The organism is Arcobacter denitrificans (SeqCode), from assembly GCF_048571185.1.
Lineage (GTDB): Bacteria > Campylobacterota > Campylobacteria > Campylobacterales > Arcobacteraceae > Arcobacter > Arcobacter denitrificans.
On sequence record NZ_CP182350.1, the window covers coordinates 2,488,152 to 2,510,725 of the forward strand.

The 22,574-nt window shown below is 30.5% G+C and carries 26 protein-coding genes; 20 read left to right on the plus strand and 6 right to left on the minus strand.

What is annotated here, in order from left to right; all coding sequences use genetic code 11:
- Window positions 1-19 precede the first annotated feature (19 nt).
- From ACNI28_RS12500 to ACNI28_RS12510, 3 genes are all read left to right on the plus strand, one after another.
- Window positions 20-1,126 (plus strand): FtsW/RodA/SpoVE family cell cycle protein, encoded by a 1,107-nt coding sequence (locus ACNI28_RS12500; RefSeq protein ID WP_419764594.1) that lies wholly within the window; start codon window positions 20-22, stop codon window positions 1,124-1,126.
- Window positions 1,126-1,977 (plus strand): agmatinase, encoded by an 852-nt coding sequence (speB, locus tag ACNI28_RS12505; RefSeq protein WP_419764595.1) that lies wholly within the window; start codon window positions 1,126-1,128, stop codon window positions 1,975-1,977. Before ACNI28_RS12500 ends, speB begins: the two co-directional genes overlap by 1 nt.
- 143 nt (window positions 1,978-2,120) lie before the next feature.
- Entirely contained in the window at window positions 2,121-2,654 is a 534-nt protein-coding gene (locus ACNI28_RS12510) for a hypothetical protein (RefSeq protein ID WP_419764596.1), read from the plus strand.
- A gap of 29 nt (window positions 2,655-2,683) precedes the next feature.
- Here ACNI28_RS12510 and ACNI28_RS12515 read toward each other — a convergent pair whose 3' ends face one another.
- Entirely contained in the window at window positions 2,684-3,604 is a 921-nt protein-coding gene (locus ACNI28_RS12515; protein WP_419764597.1) for a methylenetetrahydrofolate reductase, read from the minus strand.
- A gap of 47 nt (window positions 3,605-3,651) precedes the next feature.
- The gene (locus ACNI28_RS12520; RefSeq protein ID WP_419764598.1) at window positions 3,652-4,443 is read right to left on the minus strand and encodes an energy transducer TonB; all 792 of its coding nucleotides are present in this window, start codon (window positions 4,441-4,443) and stop codon (window positions 3,652-3,654) included.
- A gap of 57 nt (window positions 4,444-4,500) precedes the next feature.
- Between ACNI28_RS12520 and hemL the strand changes: the two genes are divergently transcribed.
- From hemL to ACNI28_RS12540, 4 genes are read left to right on the plus strand one after another with little or no spacing between them, the layout of a single operon-like run.
- A complete protein-coding gene (hemL, locus tag ACNI28_RS12525; protein ID WP_419764599.1) occupies window positions 4,501-5,781 on the plus strand; it encodes a glutamate-1-semialdehyde 2,1-aminomutase in 1,281 nt (426 codons plus the stop codon).
- Window positions 5,782-5,790: 9 nt separating this feature from the next.
- Window positions 5,791-6,105 (plus strand): pyrimidine/purine nucleoside phosphorylase, encoded by a 315-nt coding sequence (gene ppnP, locus ACNI28_RS12530; protein ID WP_419764600.1) that lies wholly within the window; start codon window positions 5,791-5,793, stop codon window positions 6,103-6,105.
- Between the two features lie 8 nt (window positions 6,106-6,113).
- Window positions 6,114-6,422, plus strand: a complete 309-nt coding sequence (locus ACNI28_RS12535; RefSeq protein ID WP_419764601.1) for an AtpZ/AtpI family protein — start codon at window positions 6,114-6,116, stop codon at window positions 6,420-6,422.
- On the plus strand, window positions 6,361-6,942 hold the full coding sequence (locus ACNI28_RS12540) for a hypothetical protein (RefSeq protein WP_419764602.1): 582 nt from the start codon (window positions 6,361-6,363) through the stop codon (window positions 6,940-6,942). The genes ACNI28_RS12535 and ACNI28_RS12540 overlap by 62 nt, the downstream gene beginning before the upstream one ends.
- On the opposite strand, the gene ACNI28_RS12545 is transcribed toward ACNI28_RS12540, so the two are convergent.
- Both ACNI28_RS12545 and rpoD read right to left on the minus strand, forming a co-directional pair.
- Window positions 6,929-7,621, minus strand: a complete 693-nt coding sequence (locus tag ACNI28_RS12545) for a hypothetical protein (protein ID WP_419764603.1) — start codon at window positions 7,619-7,621, stop codon at window positions 6,929-6,931. The two genes, ACNI28_RS12540 and ACNI28_RS12545, sit on opposite strands and share 14 nt — an antisense overlap.
- 6 nt (window positions 7,622-7,627) lie before the next feature.
- Window positions 7,628-9,532, minus strand: a complete 1,905-nt coding sequence (gene rpoD, locus ACNI28_RS12550) for an RNA polymerase sigma factor RpoD (RefSeq protein ID WP_419766479.1) — start codon at window positions 9,530-9,532, stop codon at window positions 7,628-7,630.
- Between the two features lie 167 nt (window positions 9,533-9,699).
- On the opposite strand from rpoD, the gene ACNI28_RS12555 reads away from it, so the two are divergent.
- The 3 genes from ACNI28_RS12555 (at window position 9,700) to ACNI28_RS12565 (ending at window position 12,270) form a co-directional block, all read left to right on the plus strand.
- Window positions 9,700-10,200 carry a 3-isopropylmalate dehydratase small subunit gene (locus ACNI28_RS12555; protein ID WP_419764605.1) on the plus strand — a complete coding sequence of 167 codons (501 nt, stop codon included), beginning with the start codon at window positions 9,700-9,702 and terminating at the stop codon, window positions 10,198-10,200.
- Window positions 10,201-10,202: 2 nt separating this feature from the next.
- Window positions 10,203-11,270, plus strand: coding sequence for a 3-isopropylmalate dehydrogenase (leuB, locus tag ACNI28_RS12560; protein WP_419764606.1), 1,068 nt, complete (start codon window positions 10,203-10,205; stop codon window positions 11,268-11,270).
- A gap of 70 nt (window positions 11,271-11,340) precedes the next feature.
- Entirely contained in the window at window positions 11,341-12,270 is a 930-nt protein-coding gene (locus tag ACNI28_RS12565) for a DHHA1 domain-containing protein (protein ID WP_419764607.1), read from the plus strand.
- Here ACNI28_RS12565 and ACNI28_RS12570 read toward each other — a convergent pair.
- Window positions 12,258-12,626, minus strand: a complete 369-nt coding sequence (locus ACNI28_RS12570) for an HIT family protein (protein WP_419764608.1) — start codon at window positions 12,624-12,626, stop codon at window positions 12,258-12,260. The two genes, ACNI28_RS12565 and ACNI28_RS12570, sit on opposite strands and share 13 nt — an antisense overlap.
- Window positions 12,627-12,634: 8 nt before the next feature.
- Window positions 12,635-15,049 (minus strand): HD domain-containing phosphohydrolase, encoded by a 2,415-nt coding sequence (locus ACNI28_RS12575; RefSeq protein ID WP_419764609.1) that lies wholly within the window; start codon window positions 15,047-15,049, stop codon window positions 12,635-12,637.
- A gap of 297 nt (window positions 15,050-15,346) precedes the next feature.
- On the opposite strand from ACNI28_RS12575, the gene rpmJ reads away from it, so the two are divergent.
- The 10 genes from rpmJ (at window position 15,347) to ACNI28_RS12625 (ending at window position 22,480) form a co-directional block, all read left to right on the plus strand.
- A complete protein-coding gene (rpmJ, locus tag ACNI28_RS12580) occupies window positions 15,347-15,460 on the plus strand; it encodes a 50S ribosomal protein L36 (protein ID WP_041660148.1) in 114 nt (37 codons plus the stop codon).
- Window positions 15,461-15,462: 2 nt separating this feature from the next.
- A complete protein-coding gene (rpsM, locus tag ACNI28_RS12585) occupies window positions 15,463-15,825 on the plus strand; it encodes a 30S ribosomal protein S13 (protein ID WP_298752691.1) in 363 nt (120 codons plus the stop codon).
- A 9-nt stretch (window positions 15,826-15,834) separates the two neighbouring features.
- Window positions 15,835-16,227, plus strand: coding sequence for a 30S ribosomal protein S11 (gene rpsK / locus ACNI28_RS12590; RefSeq protein ID WP_419764610.1), 393 nt, complete (start codon window positions 15,835-15,837; stop codon window positions 16,225-16,227).
- A gap of 10 nt (window positions 16,228-16,237) precedes the next feature.
- Window positions 16,238-16,864, plus strand: a complete 627-nt coding sequence (rpsD, locus tag ACNI28_RS12595; protein ID WP_298752701.1) for a 30S ribosomal protein S4 — start codon at window positions 16,238-16,240, stop codon at window positions 16,862-16,864.
- A 19-nt stretch (window positions 16,865-16,883) separates the two neighbouring features.
- Window positions 16,884-17,882, plus strand: a complete 999-nt coding sequence (locus ACNI28_RS12600; protein WP_419764611.1) for a DNA-directed RNA polymerase subunit alpha — start codon at window positions 16,884-16,886, stop codon at window positions 17,880-17,882.
- 12 nt (window positions 17,883-17,894) lie between these two features.
- Window positions 17,895-18,245 carry a 50S ribosomal protein L17 gene (gene rplQ, locus ACNI28_RS12605; RefSeq protein WP_419764612.1) on the plus strand — a complete coding sequence of 117 codons (351 nt, stop codon included), beginning with the start codon at window positions 17,895-17,897 and terminating at the stop codon, window positions 18,243-18,245.
- Between the two features lie 145 nt (window positions 18,246-18,390).
- A complete protein-coding gene (gatA, locus tag ACNI28_RS12610) occupies window positions 18,391-19,752 on the plus strand; it encodes an Asp-tRNA(Asn)/Glu-tRNA(Gln) amidotransferase subunit GatA (RefSeq protein ID WP_419764613.1) in 1,362 nt (453 codons plus the stop codon).
- A 19-nt stretch (window positions 19,753-19,771) separates the two neighbouring features.
- Window positions 19,772-21,217 carry an IMP dehydrogenase gene (gene guaB / locus ACNI28_RS12615; RefSeq protein WP_419764614.1) on the plus strand — a complete coding sequence of 482 codons (1,446 nt, stop codon included), beginning with the start codon at window positions 19,772-19,774 and terminating at the stop codon, window positions 21,215-21,217.
- A 223-nt stretch (window positions 21,218-21,440) separates the two neighbouring features.
- A complete protein-coding gene (locus ACNI28_RS12620; RefSeq protein ID WP_419764615.1) occupies window positions 21,441-21,716 on the plus strand; it encodes a hypothetical protein in 276 nt (91 codons plus the stop codon).
- Between the two features lie 134 nt (window positions 21,717-21,850).
- The gene (locus tag ACNI28_RS12625) at window positions 21,851-22,480 is read left to right on the plus strand and encodes a pseudouridine synthase (RefSeq protein WP_419764616.1); all 630 of its coding nucleotides are present in this window, start codon (window positions 21,851-21,853) and stop codon (window positions 22,478-22,480) included.
- The last annotated feature ends 94 nt before the right edge of the window (window positions 22,481-22,574 follow it).

Sequence of the window (22,574 nt, forward strand, 5' to 3'; positions counted from 1 at the left end):
ATTTCGATACTCTTTCACTATGAGATTTATTGACAAAAGAATTATTTCACAATTTGATTATCCCTTGATAGTTTTTATTATACCATTAATAGCATTGTCTTACCATTTAGTGAGTGAGATAAATGAATCTTTGGCACAAAGACAATTAGGATATTTCACCCTTGCTATTTTTTTATTTTTAGGTGTATTCTTTTTACCCTTACGAAGAAACTTAAGAATTATTCCATTTTTTTATTGGGTTGGTATTGCTTTATTGGTTGCTGTAGAGTTCGTTGGTGTTACAAAACTAGGGGCTCAGAGATGGCTTCAAATACCAGGTATTGCCATGACAATTCAGCCCTCAGAATTAATAAAACCAATATTTTTACTAATGATTGGATATTTAGTTAAAAATAGACCACCACCACGTGATGGTTATGACTTAAAAGATTTTTTATACTTTTCTTTGTATATTTGGATTCCTTTTATTTTGATTGCGAAAGAGCCTGATTTAGGTACAGCACTTATATTATTATTAGTTGGTTATGGGATATTATTTATCATTGGAGTTAATTGGAGGATTTGGGCAACTATTTTAGTTGTCCTAGCAACCTTGTCACCTTTTATTTATACAAATCTGATAAAAGATTATCAAAAACAAAGAATAAAAGACTTTATATCAGAGGAACCCAGTTATCACGTACAGCAATCCATTATTGCCATAGGCTCAGGTGGATTAACTGGAAAATCATCAGAAGAGGCAACCCAAGCACAACTAAAGTTCTTACCAATTGCTACAAGTGATTTTATTTTTGCATATTTAGTGGAAAGACATGGTTATGTTGGTTCCTTGATTCTTATTGTTATTTACATATTGTTAATCTTGCATCTCCTCTCCATGAACTACTATTTTTCTGATGATTATATAGTGCGTTGCTTTGCCTCCGGTATTGCATTATTAATATTTTTAAATATGAGTGTAAATATTTTTATGGTTATAGGGTTTGCCCCTGTTGTTGGACTACCCTTGCCCTTAGTCTCCTATGGTGGGAGTTCTTTTATAAATTTTATTGTAATATTCGCAATTTTAGAAAACTTACTCGCATTTAGGTTTATGGATTTATATAATTTTGAAAGGAAACTTTAATGAAAGCACAAAACTACTGTTTTATTGGTTTTGAAGATGATTTCGAAGAGTCAAAAGCTGTATTATTTGGAGCACCATTTGATGGAACTACGTCATTTAAACCAGGAGCAAGATTTGCCCCTTCTGCTATGAGACAAGATTCATGGGCCATAGAGAGTTACAGTCCATATTTTGATAAAGATTTAGAAGATTTAAAACTATTTGATTCAGGAGATTTAGAGTTACCTTTTGGTGATAAGAAAAATGCTCTTAGAATGATTCAAGAACATGTTAATGAAATAGTTGAGGCTAATAAAATCCCAGTTATGATTGGAGGAGAACATCTAGTTTCATTGGGTCCTGTTAAAGCATTAAGTAAAAAATATGATGAACTGCATATTATACATTTTGATGCACATACAGATTTAAGAGAAGATTACTTAGGTGAGGCTTTAAGTCATGCAACAGTTATACGAAGAATCTATGACCAAGTTGGCATTGGAAAAATAAATCAGTTTTGTATTAGAAGTGGATTAAAAGAGGAGTTTGAATGGGCAAAAAAACATACTCACTTAGAAAAGTTTACTTACAATACTTTGCCATCTTGTGTAAAAAGATTAAAAGACAAACCAGTATATATTACTATTGACTTAGATGTCCTTGATCCATCAGTGATGCCAGGAACAGGAACGCCAGAACCAGGTGGAATAGATTTTCATGATTTGATGAATATAATAAAAGAGTTAAATAAACTTAACAATGTAGTAGGAATGGATGTTGTAGAACTAAGTCCTAAATATGATGCAAGTGGTATTTCAAATGCAGTTGCATGTAAAACACTTCGAGAATTAGTTTTAGCTACAGTTAAATAACTGTAGTTAAAATTAATATTTCAACTAATAATAAAAACTTTTAAATAATTCTAAAAAAATAACTTTAATATAATCTAAAACTTGATAATATGTCATTAATATATACATTAATTGTATATTTAGTGATTATTAAAAGGAATATAATGAAAAAAACATTAGCTTTAAGTGCTTTACTTGCATTAACAACATCTAGTATGGCAATGGATGTAGAATACTTTATTGGTGCAGGAGCAGAAAGAGGAAAGCTTGATACAACAGTATCTGGAGGTAACTTATCAATAGGAAATAAATATAATGATACCGCTTTTAAGTTGAAAGCTGGTGCAATAATAGATAAGAAACATAGAGTTTCTTTATCACGAGTAGGTTATAGTGAAAAGGGTGGAGATTTTGATTTAACAAATTTAAATTATGATTATATAATACCACTTAAAAATGATTTTAGTTTATTGGCTGGTGTACATGCAGGAGTTGCTGAGTATGATGAACCTGGATATAATATTGATGGTTTTGATTATGGATTACAAGCTGGGGTATTATATGATATTACCTCAAACGTACAATTAGAAACAAATTTAGCATATACAAAATTTAATGTTGAAGAGACTTTTAGTGGTGTAAAAGCAGAGTTTAATGATGGTATATCATTTTACTTAGGGTTTAATTATAAGTTTTAATTAATAAGAAGAGAAAAACACTTCTCTTCTTAATTTTCTTCCATTATTTTTTTTACTTCATGAAGTAATTCTATTGAAGCTTCAATCTCTTCTTTTCTAATTGCAACGCTTTCTACGTTACAACCAATAGGTATACCTTTTGATTTTCCAAAAGTATAAAGCTCTTTAAAAATATCAATACAAAGTTTCATTGAGTCATGAAGAATATCGCCTGAAGCTTTTAAATCCTCTTCTAAATAGTTAGGTATACTAATTCCTAGCCATTTCATAAAGCCTAAGGTTTTTGCACTTCCACAAGGAGTTAAGGTAAATATAATAGGAACTACCTCTTTGTTATTATCTTTTGCATATTTTGCATAATCAGTTAGAAATATTTTAGAAGCTTCAAGATTATATACACATTGTGTTATAAAGTATTCACAAGAGTTATCGATTTTTGAGAACACTCTTATATGTTCATCATGTTTTACCATATGTCTTTCAGGAATAGTTATCCCTCCTAAGCATAGGTTATCATTTATCTCTTTTTTTAATCTATATGCTTCAGGAAGTGTCATTGGCTTTTTCAAGTTATGTGAAGCAGCTCCTACAAATACAGAATGAACTTGATTCTCTTTTGTAATTTCAAGCCAAGCAGGAAAAGTTTCACTTGTGTAATTACCAACAGCTCTATAGACTACTCTAGGAATCTCTAAGTCTTTTAAATAAGTTCTTGAATATTCACAAGGGTCTAAAGTTTTAATAAATGGAAATGGTCTTTTTTCATCTGTTCTATCTGATTCATCTTGGATATCATAAAGAACTAAGCCATCTATAGGAAGAGCTGAGATTCTATCAATATGTTTTTTAGCAATTTCTTTTATTTCATCTTCTGTGTGTTTGATTTTTGGTGGAGTGATACCATATAGTAGTATTCCACTCTGTTTGTTTCGTATTTTATCAGTTAACATAATTCTCTTTTTAAGTTATTGTTTTTTGTATTCTACAAAGTTTTTTATTAATAAAGCCTATAAGTAACATAGATTCTTATTTTAGTAGCTTCTTTAGGTCTTGGATAATCTTTGTATGCAATTTCAATAGTTCTAATAGTATTTTTATCTAAAGCTTCATATCCAGATGAAGTAGTAATTAAAGGCTGAGTAATATCTCCATTTGGGTGCAAAGTAAATTCAATTATGTTCATACCACTTTGTCTAGTTCTTACTGAAATAGCAGGATATCTTAAATATTTTTGTGTGATAGCACCTATACTTTTTAGGTTTTTTTGTAAATATACTTTCTGAACCTTAGTAAATGAATTATATTCTTCCCCATAAAGTTTAATATAGCTTTGTGTTATTTCATCTAATAGTTCTACATCTTCTTCTGGCGTTGCTAAATAATTTTCTAAAGTATCTTTTTGTAGTTTTGTAGGGTTTAGTTTTGTATAATTAGGTGTGACTTCTTTTTGTTCACTTGGTTTAGGCTCAATTTTTTTAGGAATATCTTTTTTAACTTCTCTTTTTTTTGCAACTTCAATCTGATTTTTAGTGACTTTTTTATAGATAGTTTTCTTTTTAGGTACTTCTTTTTTAATCTCTTCTTTTATTTGCTTTTTTTTAGGTGTTTGTTTTTTTTGTTCTACTTGTTTTGGAGTTGATTTTAATCTTACATAATTTACAGCAGATTTTTTTGTAGTTTTAGATGTTGAAGGAGAGTCCTGTATTTCATCATTTTTTATTTTAAATGTCTTGAAAGTTAACAGATGTATAGATATTGATAAAATTAAAGCAAAAATGATGTATTTCATAAAGTCTATTATAGTACAATAATGCTTTTATTTTAAATTAAAAGGTTAGGAATATACATGTTTGAAAAATCTATAATTGCTTATCAAGATGCTAAAAAAGTAATACCAGGTGGTGTTGATTCTCCCGTTCGGGCGTTCAATAGTGTAGGGGGAACTCCTCCTTTTATGTCAAAAGGTGAGGGTGCTTACTTAGTGGATATTGATGGAAATAAGTATTTAGATTTTATTCAAAGTTGGGGACCTCTTATTTTTGGTCATTGTGACAAAGATATAGAAGAGGCTGTTATTAAAACAGTTAAAGATGGTTTGTCTTTTGGGGCACCAACAGTTTTAGAAACAGAACTTGCAAGTGAAATAGTAGAGATGTATGATAATATTGATAAAGTGAGATTTGTGAGCAGTGGAACTGAAGCTACAATGAGTGCTATTAGATTAGCTAGAGGTGTTACTGGTAAAAATGATATCTTAAAATTTGAAGGTTGTTATCATGGACATTCTGATTCATTATTAGTACAAGCAGGTTCTGGAATGGCTACTTTTGGAAGTCCAAGTTCACCAGGAGTTCCTGCTGATTTAACTAAACATACACTTTTATGCGAATATAATAATATTGAAAATCTTAAAAAGTGTTTTGAACAAAGTTCAGATATAGCTTGTATTATTATAGAACCAATTGCTGGAAATATGGGTTTCATTCCTGCAGATATTGAGTTCTTAAAAGCTTGTAGAGAAATTTGTGATGAAAATAATACTTTACTTATTTATGATGAAGTTATGACAGGATTTAGAACTAGTTTAAAAGGTACTAGTGGAATAGTAGAACCTCAAGCAGATATTATTACCTTTGGAAAAGTAATAGGTGCAGGTATGCCTGTAGGTGCTTTTGCTTCAAGTAAAGAAATAATGGGACACTTAAGTCCAGATGGTGCTGTTTATCAAGCAGGAACACTAAGTGGGAATCCAGTTGCAATGGCAGCAGGACTTACAAGTTTGAGAAAACTAAAAGCAAACCCAGCCATTTATGATGAGTTAAATGCAAAGGCAGTTAGATTAACAACTGGCTTAAAAGAAGTAGCAGATAAATACAACATACCATTACAAATAAATACAAGAGGAAGCATGTTTGGATTTTTCTTTTGTGATATTGATCCTAAAAATTTTAAAGAAGTTGGGACATGTGATTTTGATAGATTTGCAACTTTTCATCACGAGATGATTAAAAGAGGTTTCTATTTTGCTTGTAGCCAATATGAAGCAGGATTTATTTCAACTGTTATGACAAATGAAGATATAGATGCTTGTATAAGTGCAGCAGATGATATTATGAAAAGTTTTTAAGGAAGTAAAATGAGTATTTTAAAAAATGTTGATTTAGAAAAAAAAGCAAATGTATATTTTGATGGCAAGGTTACAAGTAGAAGTTTTGTAGATAGTGATGGAGAGAGAAAATCATTAGGAATAATGATGCCAGGATCTTATAACTTTGGAACTGCAGCGGCTGAAGTTATGGAAATACTTGAAGGAGAGTGTGAAATAAAACTAAAAGATTCAAATGAATGGAAAACATATACTACCAATACAACATTTTCAGTTCCTGCAAACTCTAGCTTTGATATTAAAGTTAAGACTTTAACTGACTATTGTTGTTCGTATCTTAAATAAGGAATTTTATGGATAATAATACAAACAAAGATAGACCAAAACATGAATCAAAGCTGATTGCCTTAGATAACTTATCTTTAGGTATATCAATTGTTGTTGCTGTATGTATTGGTTTTGCTATTGGATATGGATTAAAGCAGTGGACAGGATATACATGGACATTGTGGTTAGGACTATCTTGGGGATTAGCTGCTGCTGGGCTAAATATTTACAAGGCATATAAAAGAGCTCAAAAAGAGTATGAGGGAATGGAAAATGACCCAAGATATGCCCACAGAGCAAAATATGGTGATAAATCAGACAACGATGATGATTAAAAAGTTTGCCAAGCTATTTTTTATAATAGATGCTGGTGTTATTATATTTTGTGTTTTATCAAATAACTATATTTGGCTTATAAATACTCAAGTGGCATTTATCTCTTCTTTATTTATCTCCCTTGCAACTTTTCTTTCATATAAAAGAAATGTAAGTAAGCGCTTAGAAAATATTGATTATGATGCCCATCTTTTTAATGATAGGGATGAAATTGATAAAATTGATGATCCATATGATTTATATGATGAGGAAGAGATAAATGAGAAAAAAGATTTTTCAGCTTCTGAAATAAAAGATATTATAAAAGAAGAAAAGTCACGAATCAAGCAAAATAGTTTTAAAAATACTATTTATAGTAGTGGAAGTTTTATATCAGTGTATAGAATTGTAGGTTATGTAATACTTATTTTTGGATTTTTCTCTTTGAGTAACAATGGGGTATTTAATGCAATGCCTTATTTAGCAGGACTTTTTATTGTCCCACTATCAATGCTTTGTGCTAAATTTATTTTAAAATAAGAGGTAAGTCTATTATAGCTTTATCTCTTTCTAAAGATAATATCATAGAGCTTCTATTTTTATCATGTTTTATTGAGTCAGGATTATAATGATAATTGTCTCCATAAATCTCAATAGTAACTAAAGAGTACTTCTTATCTTCTAGTCTAATATATTCACCTGTTTTTAATTTCACAGAAGTATTTATAAACTTACAATCACTATCAAAAGAATCATAAATACTATTTAAAAGTTTTAGAAAGTCAGAAGCAACCATCATAAACTCTGGAATAGAAGGATCATAATTCTTCACAAATTTAACTTCTGATTTAGTTTTTCTTGTTGAGATTGTCAAATCAACTAATGTGAAAATATTTGTTTTAGAGATGTTTTTTGGTGCATATTTTTTATCTTGTTTAACATTAGTACTTTTATACAGTTTCATGTGAATTTCATTGTCATTTTCATATGTAACTGAAATAGCATAAAAAATATAGTTGTGTAATATTAAGTTTATATATGAGGTCTCAAAACCATAGTTTGCAGGGGCATGTTTTAGTGCTAGGTCATAAAGTTGCTCTTTTTTTACTCTATTTAGTAAAAATTGTGCTTCTTGATTTGTATATAATATTTTACCTTGGGAAGAGAAAGATAAAATAGGATTTAAATCTTGCTCTACCCAATTTTCATAGATACTCATCAAATATTAGCTTTCTACGTAATTCTTAAGATTTTTCCCAACTTTTGGGTGTTTTAGTTTTTTAATTGCACTTGATTCAATTTGTCTTACTCTTTCTCTAGTAACACTTAACTCTTTACCAATCTCTTCAAGAGTTCTATCACTAGCATCATCCATAAGTCCAAATCTCATTCTTACAACTGCTTGTTCTCTCTCATTTAGTTGAGCTAATATTTGGTCAATCTGATTTTGTAAATCTTCTTTCATAATATTATCAACAGGAGTTGGAGCTTTTTCATCAGGTACAAAATCTCCAAATTTACCATCTTCATCAGACCCAATTGGCGCTTCTAAAGATACTGGTTCTTTTGTGATTTTAATTACTTGTTTTACTTTATCAACTGGTAGTCCAACTTCTTTTGCAATTTCATCTACATTTGGCTCTTTACCATTTTCTTGAATACCTTTTCTGATAATCTTATTGATTCTGTTAATAGTTTCAATCATATGAATTGGAATTCTAATAGTTCTTGCTTGGTCAGCAATTGCTCTTGAAATTGCTTGTCTAATCCACCAAGTTGCATAAGTAGAGAATTTGTACCCTTTCTTATATTCAAACTTGTCAACAGCTTTCATTAGACCAATGTTTCCTTCTTGGATTAAATCTAGGAAAGGTAAACCTCTATTTGTGTATCTCTTTGCAATAGAAACTACAAGTCTAAGGTTTGATTTTGCCATTCTAGTTTTTGCTTCATCTGTGATTTTTTTACCACGTTTGATTTGCTCTAAAACATCTACTAACTCTTCAGGTAGTAAATCAAAGCCACCTTTAGAGGCTTCTGCTGTTTGGAAAAGTTTTTTGATTTCCATATAAGTAGAAACCATAGTCGCTTCTGGAACCATAGAAGTGATTTGTATTTTTGACAAATTAATAATGTTTTCTAATAGTTTTTCATGATTTTTCTTTAGAGTATCATTAAAAAGAGGTAGTTTATACTCGAGTCTTTTTAATTCTGAATCAAAACCAGTATCTGATTTAAGAGCAGTCTCCATAGCTTTTACAATCTCTGTAATAAGTTTAGATGTTGGTCCTAAGTCAATTAAAGCTTGTTTTAAAACCTGTTTTTTAAATGCAGTTGATAAGTTAAATGTTATAGTATCAAGCTCATCATCAGACTTTGGAGTCTCTTTTGCTTGAAACTTTAACCAATCTTTTTTTGCTTTTTCCAAAACTTTGAATGCAGCAATAATAGTTTCAGCTCTTTTATCTAGTTTCTTTTGTTTTTTTCCACTTGCTTCTTCTTCACTCTCTTCATCACTATCATCATCACTTGCAACTTCTTCAACTTCTTCAGCTGAATCATCGTTGTCTTCATCATCAAAGTTTCTAAAAAGCTCTTTAACCTTTCTTTCTCTATTTACTAAAGGTTCTCTATATTCTAAAATAAAATCTACTAAATATGGAACAAAACAAATAGCATCAAGGATTATATCTTCACCCATTTCTATTTTTTTAGATATCTCTATCTCTTCTTCTTTTGTAAGCAATGGAATTTGACCCATTTCTCTTAGGTACATCCTAACAGGAGAATCAGATCTTGACCACTCTAAAAGTTCTTTGTTTTTAAGTAGGTCATAAACACTACTTTCACCATCAATCATTTTATTTCGTTGGTCTTCTCTTCTTTTAGCTTCAAAAGCATTCATCACTTTAGCTTGTTCTTGTGAAGTCATCATTTTTACATTGTATAACTGCATAATCGCAATTAGTTTTTTTATATTTTGACTTGACGGAGCTTTAGGGAATAACTTTATGACTTTTTCAAAAGTTAAGGTTGAATCTTTATACTCTTTTGCTAATTTTTCAATTTCTTTATTTAAATCTTTTGCACTCATATTTTTTGTAAGTTCCTTGCTTGAAAGATAAGTCAGATATTATATCCAAAGTTGCTAAAATAACTATTAATTTTTAATGTTTAATCTATTTTTTCTAAAAATTTAGATAAAATTCGACTTTATTTGAAGATAAAAATTATTAAAAGAAAATAAAACTTGATCGTTATGTATCGTTTATTTTTTAATTTTAAAGGATTAAAAATATGAGTAAAATTACTGGTAAAGTATGGAATTTTGGGGCAAATATTGACACTGATGTTATTATTGCTGCAAGATATTTAAATAGTTCAGACCCAGAGCATTTGGCTAAATATGTTATGGAAGATGCAGATCCTGAATTTCCAAAAAAATTGCAAAAAGGTGATATTATAGTTGCTGGTGAGAACTTTGGATGTGGAAGTTCAAGAGAACATGCTCCTATTGCTTTAAAAGCTGCTGGAGTTGCTGCTGTTGTTGCTCCATCTTTTGCTAGAATTTTTTATAGAAATGCATTTAATATGGGATTACCAATTTTTGAATTACCTGAGTCTTTAGAGATAAAAGAGGGTGAAGAGATTTCAATTGATTTAGATAATGGTGAAATTACAAATAATACACAAAATAAAACATATAGATTTACAGCAATTCCACCTTTTATGCAAGAATTAATACAAACAGGTGGATTAATTAATTATGCAAAAACTGAGATGGGTAAGGAAAAATAATAATGAAGACATATAATATTTCAGTAATAAAAGGTGACGGAATAGGACCAGAGATAGTTGATGAAGCTATAAAAGTATTAGATGCAGTATCTTATAATTGTGGATTTCAATTAGAGTATAAAGAGTATCTAATGGGTGGTATTGCTATTGATATGACTGGTGTCCCTCTTCCTGATGAAACAGTACAAGGTGTTTTAAATTCTGATGCTTGTTTGTTTGGTTCAATTGGTGGAGAAAAATGGGATACTTTACCAAGAGATCTTAGACCTGAAACTGGACTTTTAAAGTTTAGAGAAGCTATGGGAGTTTATGCAAACTTGAGACCTGCAATTATTTATGATGAACTTGTAAATGCTTCAACATTGAAACCTGAAGTTATTGAAGGTGTTGATATTATGGTAGTACGTGAACTTATTGGTGGCATTTACTTTGGTCAACCAAGAGAAAATGATGGTTTTAAAGCATTTAATACTATGGTTTATACAAAACCTGAAATTGAAAGAATCGGTAAAAAAGCATTTGAATTAGCAATGAAAAGAGATAAAAGAGTTTGTTCTGTAGATAAAGCAAATGTTCTTGAAGTTTCTCAATTGTGGAGAGATACTATGGAAGAAATTGCAAAAGATTATCCAGAAGTAGAACTAAGCCATATGTATGTGGATAATGCAGCTATGCAATTAGTAAGAAATCCAAGACAATTTGATGTAATAGTAACTGGAAATATTTTTGGAGATATTTTATCTGATACAGCCTCTATGGTAGTAGGTTCTATTGGATTATTACCAAGTGCTTCTACTGGAGATAAAACTGCTATTTATGAACCAATTCACGGTTCTGCTCCTGATATTGCAGGACAAGGAATAGCAAACCCAATTGCAACAATTGAGAGTGCTGGTATGATGCTTAGATACTCTTTTGGAGAAACAGAAGCTGCTGATTTAATTGATGGTGCTATTAAAAAAGCATTAAAAGATGGTTTTAGAACAAAAGATTTAGCTGCTTATGATGCTAAAGAAGTTGTTACAACTTCTGAAATGGGTGATATTATTGCAAATAATTTAAGAAAATAGTAATTAAACTATTTCTTATTTATAATTAAAATGTTAGAATTAAAAATAATAATTTTTTAAAGGTGTCTTAATGGGTGAAAAAAAATATAGATTAATTACAAGAAGTGATATGGATGGATTGGTGTGTGGTACACTATTAACATATCTTGATTTGATTGATGATATTATTTTTGTTCACCCAAAAGATATGCAAGATGGACTTGTAGAAGTATCATCTAATGATATAACTACAAACTTACCATATGTTGATGGTGTACATTTAGCCTTTGATCATCACTTTAGTGAAACTTTAAGAAATGAAAAAAAAGATAACCATATCATAAATCCAGATGCTCCAAGTGCTGCACAAGTTGTATATGACTACTATGGAGGAGATGAAGTTTATCCTATGAGATTTATAGGCATGATGAATGGTGCCAATAAAGCTGATAGTGCTGACTTTACACAAGAAGATATCTTAGAACCTCGTGCTTGGGCATTGTTGAGTTTTATTATGGACTCAAGAACAGGGCTTGGAAGATTTAAAGACTTTGAAGTTTCAAACAAGCAGTTAATGCGAAACCTTATTGACTATTGTGCTAAACATAATATTGATGAAATTCTTGAAATAAAAGAGGTAAAAGAGAGAGTTGATCTTTACTTCAAATATGAAAAAGAGTTTCATGAACAACTAGAAAAATGTACAAAAATCTATGGAAATGTAGTTGTAATTGATTATAAAGATGAAGAGATAATTTACCCTGGAAATAGATTTTTAGTATACGCAATGTATCCAGAAGTAAATGTTTCTATTCATGTAAGTTATACTTTTGATAGGGACAAATTAGTTTTTTCAACTGGAAAATCAATTATAAATAAAACATCAAATACAAATGTTGGTGAACTTATGCTTAAATATGGTGGCGGTGGTCATAAGGCAGCTGGTGGTTGTCAAATACCTCTTGATGCAGCACCAAAAGTATTAGAAGAGATAATTGAAAAATTAAATCAAGATGGTTGATTTAATTTTTCATGAACTATTTTATAAAACTCATTAGCATCTGCTAAGACTAAACTACTTTCCCTTTGTTTATTGCCCCACATAGGCTCAGGAAAATATGAATCTTCTTTAAATCTTGCCATTATATGAAAGTGTACATGTGGAACATAATTTCCAAAAGATGCAATATTTATTTTTTGGGGATTAAAATAACTCAACATCTCTTTTTCTATAATATCTAAGGCTCTTAATATTTCTATTTTGGTCTCATTATTACATTGAGAAAACTCTTTTATATCTTTTTGAGTAAAGATTTTTAGCCAAGGTATTTCGCTTTTTTCAATCTCTACTTTTATTAAACTGTTTTCATAAATCATTTATATTCCTAAATATTATTAAAATCAACTGTGATTTCATCCATTTGTTCTTCACTTAAATATTTGTTTGCATAATCAAGATGCAAGTTATTATCAACAAAAAACTTAACAATATCTCTATCTAAGTCTTGGTCTTTTACCATAAAAGATAATATTCTTAGTGATGTATTCAGCGAATTTGCTTTTTTATATGGTCTATCATTTGCAGTTAGGGCTTCAAAAACATCAGCAACTGCAAGTATCTTATCTTCTATTGTCATAGGTAAATCAAGAATTTCAGGTGCTGAATATCCTCCGCCTTTTACTTTTTTATGATGTGAACCTGCAATAACAGGAACTCTTTTAAGCTTTTTAGGGAAAGGTAAAGTTTCTAACATTTTATAGGAGACTGTAACGTGATTATTAATCACATCTCTTTCCTCATTTGTTAAAGTACCTTTTCTAATACAAAGATTATATACTTCGTCTTCTGTTAAGATATTAATCTCTTCCCCATCTATTTTTAAGGTTTGTTTTGCAATTTCTTTTATTCTTTCTATTTTTTCATCTTCCATGAATTCGCCACCTGTATTACATGAAATGATAAAATCTAAATCCTCATTTAAAGAGACAACTTTGTCTTCATATTTTTTAGCTAAATCATTTTTTTCTTTTACAGAAGTTGCTTTTGAACTATTTTTAAAATATTCAAGTTCATAATCTTTTCTTACAATTTCAAACTTTGCTTTTACTATGTTGATTCTATCATGTATAGTTTCAAGTTTTTTACCCTTGTCTACAACATATTCAGGAATTACAATCTTACCAATATCATGAAGCCAAGCAGCTCTACTCATCTGTTTTACTTCATCTTTAGTAAAATTAATATGACTAAATACTGTTGTATCTTCATTTATAGCATTTGTAAGAGTCTCTGCAATTTCAGCCACTCTATTAATATGTCCACCTGTATACTCTGATTTTTCACCAATTGCAGTTGCAATTGATTTGATAAATGAGTCTAAAAGGTTTTCTAACTCTGTAATGAGTCTATTATTTGTAATAGAAACAGCAGCCTGTGAAGCCATAGATTCAATAAGTTGCTTATCATCATTTGTAAATGTTATTGGCTGTCCTTCTGTATCCATTTTATTTAACAATTGAAGGACTCCAATTACTGTGTCCTCATGATTTTTCATAGGAATTACAAGCATTGATTTAGTTCTATATCCAGTTGATTTATCAAACTTTTTTGTACCTTCAAAGTTAAAGTCTTTTGTCTCATAAACATCAGGTATATTAATCATTTTACCCTCTAAAGCACAAAGAGCTGCAACCATTTGTTCATTTGGTGTTCCATCTTCTTGATATAAAGGAAGTTCTGGCCAAGTAATTTTTCCCTCAGTTCCACCCATTTTTATACTTAATGAGTCAGTTTGCACAACTTGAAATCTTAATCTTTTTTCATCTTCTGTTACTAAATAAAGAGTTCCTGCATCTGCATCTGAGAACTCTTTTGCTCCAAGAAGTATTTTTTCCATAAGAACATCAAAATTCTTTTCAGTAGTAAGAGATTTACCAATATCAATTAGATTTTTCACCTCTTTTTTTCTAATATTTGATCTTTTAGTATTGTATGATAAATATTCATTTGATAAAGAAATCACATCCCCATCATCTAATATTTTACCTTCATTTAAAAGCAGTTTTTCTTGATGAATCTCTTCTCTTAATATCTTTTCATAGCTAGGTTTTATATGGTCAATATAAACTCTTACATCATCTCTAGTTAGTTTTTTTAGCTCTTGTTTTAACAAAGCAGGAGTTAAATGCTTACTATCAGAGGCAAGCTTTTCAAACTTTGAAGGAAAAGATACATCTATAATTACAGAGTGTATAGTTAAGTCCCTGTTTATATTTTCCCAAATAGAGTCACATATATAAGTATCTGAAGTAAAAAGTGTAGCATTGTTATTTTTACTTATAATATAACCACAACTTGATTTTGTGTGGTTATTTTCTATTGGAGTTAATTTTGTATCATCTTCTAAGGTAATTGTTTCATTAAGTTTTATTGGTATTAACTCTATTGCTTTAAAATTTTGATAAATTAAATCAATCTCACAAAAATCAGGCCAAATCTCCCAATTAAAAATGTGTTTTTCTAAATCATTTATGGTTTTTTCTATACCATATATTTTTATTGGCTTTGTTCTTTTTTCAAAAAAGGCATCAATTAGAAATGGGATATCATTTATATGGTCCAAATGAGAATGTGTTAAAAATATATTATCAACATACTGTGCATTATCATCTAAACCCCTTAAAATGTTACCTGCATCAATAACAGTATTTGGATTTATTTGGATACATGTGGTACTTGACTTAAGCCCTTTTCCACCATATGCACCTAATATTTTAATTGAATTTTTCATTACTTTCATTATATACTCCAATGTCGTTAAACGATTATATCAAATAATTTTTAAAATAATTTTTTTTTACGATTTTTCTACTGAAGTAAGGGAAAATTAATTAATGAAGTCTTAAGTAAACTTTAAATATAATCCAATTCCATTTTTCAACCACAAAAGAGTTTTTTATAAAAATTTTGTGTTTTATAAAGAGTTGGTAGGAAGAGCGCAAGTGGACAGTATGAATTAATATAAGTGAAGCAGTTTACTTTTTATTCACGCTTCTTGCCTGTTGAAAGTGGATAATAAACACAAAGGAAAGCAACTATGAAAGTTAGAGCTTCGGTAAAAAAAATGTGTGACAAATGTAAAGTTGTCAAAAGAAGAGGGATCGTAAGAGTAATTTGCGAGAACAAAAAACACAAACAAAGACAAGGATAACCATGGCAAGAATTGCGGGTGTTGATTTACCAAACAAGAAAAGAATGGAATACGCATTAACGTATATTTTTGGAATTGGGTTATATAACTCAAGATTAATCCTTGATGCTACTGGTATATCTTATGACAAAAGAGCTCATGAGTTAACAGAAGATGAAGCAGCAGCTATCAGACTTGAGATTCAAAAAAACTACCAAGTTGAAGGGGATCTTAGAAAGAAAGTAGCTATGGATATTAAAGCACTTATGGATTTAGGTTCATATAGAGGTTTAAGACATAGAAAAGGTTTACCATGTAGAGGGCAAAAGACTAAAACTAATGCTCGAACTAGAAAAGGTAAAAAAAGAACTGTTGGTGCAGCGTAAGGATAAACAATGGCAAAAAGAAAAGTAACTAGAAAAAAAGTAGTAAAAAAGAATATTGCTGATGGTATCGTTCATATTGCGGCATCATTTAACAATACTATGGTAACAATAACTGATAGAGCTGGAAATGCAATCGCATGGAGTTCTGCTGGAAACTTAGGTTTCAAAGGTAGTAAAAAGTCTACTCCTTTTGCTGCTCAAGCTGCAGTTGAAGATGCAATGGCAAAAGCAATTGAACACGGTATCAAAAATGTTGGTATCAAAATTCAAGGACCAGGTTCAGGAAGAGATACAGCAGTTAAAGCTGTAGGAGCTATGGAAGGCATTAGAGTTTCATGGTTAAAGGACGTTACACCGTTACCACATAATGGTTGTAGAGCTCCTAAGAGAAGAAGAGTGTAAGGAGTAGTACATGGCAAGATATAGAGGACCAGTAGAAAAAATCGAGAGAAGACTTGATGCAGACCTTGGATTAAAAGGTGAGAGAAGACTTAACGGAAAATCTGCGTTAGAAAAAAGACCATTCGCTCCTGGACAACACGGACAAAGAAGAACAAAAGTTTCTGAGTACGGTTTACAATTAAGAGAGAAACAAAAAGCTAAATTTATGTACGGTGTATCTGAAAAACAATTCAGAAAATACTTTAAAGAAGCAGCAAGAAGAGAAGGAAATACAGGGTCTAACTTAATTACATTAATTGAGCAAAGATTAGACAATGTTGTTTATAGAATGGGATTTGCTACAACTAGAGCAAATGCTAGACAATTTACAACTCATGGACATATCTTAGTTGATGGAAAAAAAGTAGATATTCCTTCTTTCGTAGTAAAACCAGGGCAAAAAATTGAGATTAAAGAGAAATCTAAAACTAATCCTCAAGTTGTAAGAGCTTTAGAATTAACTAACCAAACAGGTATTGTTGAGTGGGTTGATGTTGATAAAGACAAAGCATTTGGTATTTTTACTAGAATTCCTACTAGAGAAGAAGTAGTTATTCCTGTTGAAGAAAGATTAATCGTAGAGTTATATTCTAAATAATAAATAAAGGTAGCAGAGTATGAAGAAATTTGCAGACACTCCATTTTTACCAACAGAAGTTGAGATCGAAGCTATAAGTGAATCTGAAGCTAAGATTTCTGCATATCCATTTGAAAGTGGTTTTGCAATTACATTAGCGCACCCTTTAAGAAGACTTCTTCTATCTAGCTCAGTTGGATACTCTCCAATTGCAGTTAAAATAGAAGGTGCAAGCCATGAGTTTGATTCTTTAAGAGGTATGTTAGAAGATATTGCTATTTTTATTATCAATCTTAAAAATATTAAATTTAAAATAGTAGGTGATGAAAGTCAAGTTGAAGTTGAATATTCTTTTAACGGACCTAAAGAGATTAAAGGTTCTGACTTAGTAAACTCAGATGTTGAAGTTGTAAGTCCAGAAGCTCACTTAGCTACAATCAATGCTGATTGTAACTTAACTTTTTCTGTAATTATTCAAAAAGGTATTGGTTATATGCCTTCTGAAGATATTAGAGAAATGGTTGCTAGTGATTATATTCCACTTGATGCTTTCTTTACTCCTGTAAAAAAAGTTGTTTATGATATTGAAAAAATGCTAGTTGAAGATAATCCAAACTTTGAAAAAGCTGTGTTTACAGTTAAAACAAATGGACAAATTACACCAATCAATGCTTTTAAAGAAGCGGTTTCTGTAATGTATTCTCAAATGTCAGTATTCAATAAAGTATTCGATTTATCAGAAGTAACAGTTAGTGACTCAACTGAAGAACCTGTAGAATTAAAAGATTTAATTGTAAAAATTGATGATTTAAATTTAAGTGCTAGAAGTTTTAACTCTCTTGATAGAGCAGGGTTAAAGTACTTAGGTGAATTGGTACTTATGAGTGAAGTAGAAGTTAAGAATATTAAAAACTTAGGAAAAAAATCTTATGACGAGATTGCTGATAAATTAGCATCTTTAGGGTTCCCTGTTGAAAATACACTTCCAGAAAATATTGCATCAGCTTTAAGAAGAAAGCTAGAGCAGTTTAAAGCATAAAAAAGGTAAATTATGAGACATAAGCATGGATATAGAAAGTTAAGTAGAACTTCTTCTCATAGAAAAGCATTGTTAAAAAACATGGCAATAGCTTTAATAGAGAGAGAAAAAATTGAGACTACAGTTCCTAAAGCAAAAGAACTTAGTAGATATATTGAGAGATTAATTACAGTTTCAAGAGAAGCTGATTTAAATACTCATAGATTTGTATTTGCTTCATTACAAGATAAAGAAGCTACAAAAAAATTAATTAATGAAATTGCACCAAAATACGTAGGTAGAAACGGTGGATATACTTCAATAGTTAAAACAAGAATCAGAAGAGGTGATGCTACACCTATGGCATTCATTTCATTAGTATAATTACTAATAAATATGTTTGTCTAAAAGGGAAGAAGAGCTTTGCTCTTCTTCCCTTTTTTTATATAAATACAATTGAAAATTATTTTTAGAATTTAATCAAATTTTTTGTATAATCACGATATTTTATAATGATTAGGAGTTATAATTGATAACATTAAAAGAAGCACTTTTATTAACAAGTGACGAGATAAATAAATTAAGAAACGAACTAACAGAAAAAATTAAAAATAATAACATTGGTGCTTATGTTGAACAACTAACTAATACAGATATAAATATTTCAGGTTCTGGCATACCAATAGCGATAAAAGATATTATAAACGTTAAAGATTGGAGTGTAACTTGTTGTAGTAACATTCTAAAAGGATATGTAAGTCCTTATGATGCAACAGTAATCAAAAATCTAAAAGAAGCAGGATTAAGTCCTTTTGGAAGAGCCAATATGGATGAGTTTGCCATGGGAAGTTCAACTGACACTTCTTGTTATGGAAAAACTTTAAATCCACACAATCACAATAGAACAGCTGGTGGAAGTTCAGGTGGTAGTGCAGCAGCAGTTGCCGCTGGAATTGCCGTTGCAGCACTTGGAACTGATACAGGTGGATCTGTTAGACAACCAGCAGCATATTGTGGTGTTGTAGGTATGAAACCAACTTATGGAAGAGTTTCAAGATATGGAATTACTGCATATTCTTCTTCACTTGACCAATGTGGACCTATCACACAAAATGTTGAAGACTCTGCAATATTATATGATATTATTTCAGGACATGATCCTATGGATTCAACATCTGCTGATGTTGAATATGAAGCAGTAGCTCCAAAACTTAACAGTGATAGAAAACTTACAATTGCAGTAATTGATAACTTTGTTTCACAAGCAAGTCCTTCTATCCAAGAGGCTTTTACAAAAGCTGTAAAAGTTTTAGAAGAGGCAGGACATAAAATTGTTCATAAAAATATGTTAGATACGGATAAGATTCTTTCATCTTACTATATTGTTGCTACAGCAGAAGCTAGTGCAAACCTATCAAGATTTGATGGTGTTAGATATGGAAATAGACAAGGTGATGCAGGACTTAAAGATATGTATATCAAAACAAAATCTCAAGGTTTTGGTGATGAAGTACAAAAAAGAATTATGCTTGGTTCTTTTGTTTTAAGTTCAGGGTATTATGATGCATATTACATAAAAGCACAAAAAGTGAGACATCTTATAAAAGATGAATATGAAAAGATTTTTAATGAGGCAGATTTAATATTGTCTCCAGTTGCTCCAACAACTGCCCCTGAGTTTGGAAGTTTTAAAACTTCTTTAGATATGTATTTAAGTGATATTTATACAATATCTGTAAACTTAGCAGGATTACCTGCAATTTCATTACCAGTTTGTAATGATGAAGAGAATATGCCAGTTGGATTACAACTTATAGCAAAGGCATATGACGAGCAAACACTATTTGATGGCGCTTTATCTTTAGAAAAAGCAGTAAATTATACGAAATAACAAAATATAGGATTATAAAATGAGAATTAAAACAAGAGCACTAACATTTGAAGATGTATTATTAGTACCAGCAAAATCAGAAGTTTTACCAAAAGAGGTATGTATTAAAACAAAACTTACAAAAAAGATTGATTTGAATATTCCTTTTGTAAGTGCTGCGATGGATACAGTTACAGAGTATGAAGCTGCAATTGCAATGGCAAGACTTGGTGGAATAGGTATTATTCATAAAAATATGGATGTTGAAACTCAAACTTTACAGTGTAAAAAAGTTAAAAAAAGTGAATCAGGTATGATAATTGATCCTATTACAATTAAACCTGATCAAACAATCCAAGATGCAGAAGATATCATGGCTTCATATAAAATCTCAGGTGTTCCTGTTGTTGATGATAGTGGTATATTAGTTGGTATTTTGACAAACAGAGATATGAGATTTACAAAAGACTTTACACAAAAAGCAGTTGATAAAATGACAAAAATGCCATTAATTACTGCAAAAGAAGGAACTACTTTAGATGAAGCTGCGGATATTATGCATGCAAGTAAAATTGAAAAACTGCCAATTGTAGATAACAATAACAAATTAATTGGACTAATCACAATCAAAGATATCAATAAAAAAAGAGAACATCCAAATGCTTGTAAAGATGAGTTTGGAAGACTTAGAGTTGGAGCTGCGATTGGTGTTGGTCAATTAGATAGAGCAAGAGCACTTGTAGCTATTGGAGTTGATGTTTTAGTACTTGATTCTGCACATGGACACTCAAAAGGTATCTTAGATACAGTAAAAGCAATAAAAGCAGAAATGGATGTACAAATTATTGCTGGTAACGTTGCAACAGCAGAAGCAACAGCTGATTTAATAGCTTGTGGAGCTGATGCTGTTAAAGTTGGAATTGGACCTGGAAGTATTTGTACAACAAGAATCGTTGCAGGTGTTGGTGTACCTCAAATTACTGCAATAGATGAGTGTGCAGCAGAAGGTACAAAAACAGGAGTTCCAATCATTGCTGATGGTGGTATTAGATACTCAGGTGATGTAGCAAAAGCATTAGCTGTGGGTGCAAGTGCTGTTATGATGGGAAGTGCATTAGCTGGAACAGAAGAGAGTCCAGGTGAAGTAGTACTTAGTCAAGGTAGAAAATTTAAAACATACAGAGGTATGGGTTCAATTGGAGCTATGACAAAAGGAAGTACCGATAGATATTTCCAAGAAGGAACAGCTGCTGATAAGCTAGTACCTGAAGGTATTGAAGGTATGGTTCCATATAGAGGAAGCATAGGAGATATTATCCACCAAATGGTAGGGGGTCTACGAAGTTCTATGGGATATCTAGGAAGTGAAAGTATTCCAGTATTTCAAGAAAAAGCAGAGTTTGTAGAGATTACAAGTGCAGGACTAAAAGAGAGTCATGTGCATGATGTGACTATTACTAACGAATCTCCAAACTACCACATCTAAAAAGTGATGTTATAAACATCATCTTTTTAGCTTATTCTGCGTTGAAGCTTGGATTTTAATGCTCACGTACTACTTGTACGCTCCGCTTAAAATCCAAGCTTCGCCTTGACTAAACTCAAAATCTAATATTTCTAACATCACTTTTATTTCAATTTGCAATCTTTTAAGATTAAAAAGTAATTTAATAGTAAAATCACTAATATAAATAATTAGGAGAATAATAATGAATAAAGAAATATTAGAAAACCTATGGTTAGATATAGAAAAAATTATATATTCTAGAACAAAAAAAGATGCACAGTTTTCATTGAATAAAGTAAAGTATGAAATAAATCAAATGAAATCGATTATAAATGATCCTTATTTATTTAATAAGTTAAATAGTGTTTTAATTTATGCAGAAGAAGCTTCTGGAAGAGTAAGTGATAAGGAACATTGGAAGTCATGTGCAGTACAAGATTGGTATACATTTACAAGTGGAATAAAAATAAATAAATAACTTTTAAAAGTTATTAGGGAAATTCTGGTAACAGTATACTAATTAAAATTTTCCTAGGTTTTGATATACTATCATCGAAATTTAACAATTTCAATAATCCATGCCAATATTAACTACATTAAAGGTCTCATTTAATGCCAACTACTAATCAAAACAATTTAATAGAACTCTCTGAGTCAGTCCAAAATCACCAGCATTTCAAAATATTTAAACCATATAATTGTTTAAGTCAGTTCGTACAAGAGCGAATGAAGAAGAAAAAGTTATTGGGGGATTTTTATGATTTTCCTGATGGGACTATGGCTATTGGAAGACTAGACCACGACTCTGAAGGTTTATTGCTACTCACAACTGATGGTATGATGAGTCATAAGATAAGAGAAAAAGGTATAGAAAAAGAGTACTACTTGCAAGTTGATGGAGAGATTACCCAAGATGCAATTTTTCAGCTTCAAAATGGTGTTGAGATTACTGTCTCTGGAACTAAATATCAAACCCTTCCTTGTAAAGCATTTATTCTTGAGAGTGAGCCTGCGCTTCCCACTCGTGGTCGTAATATTCGTCATGAAAGACATGGTTCTACTTCTTGGCTTTCTATCACACTTTGTGAAGGGAAAAAACGTCAGATAAGAAAAATGACGGCTGCTGTTGGTTTTCCTACATTAAGATTGGTAAGAGTTAGAATTGGTGGCATTTATATTGATAGCATGAATGTCGGTGATGTTGTTGCTCTACCTAACGTTAATGATGCACTTAATTCTTAATCTCAAACCATTTATTTTTAGTAAAATAAATATATAAAAGCATATTATTTCGGATATTTAATATATATATACTATAAAGTTCCTAGTTAAAATA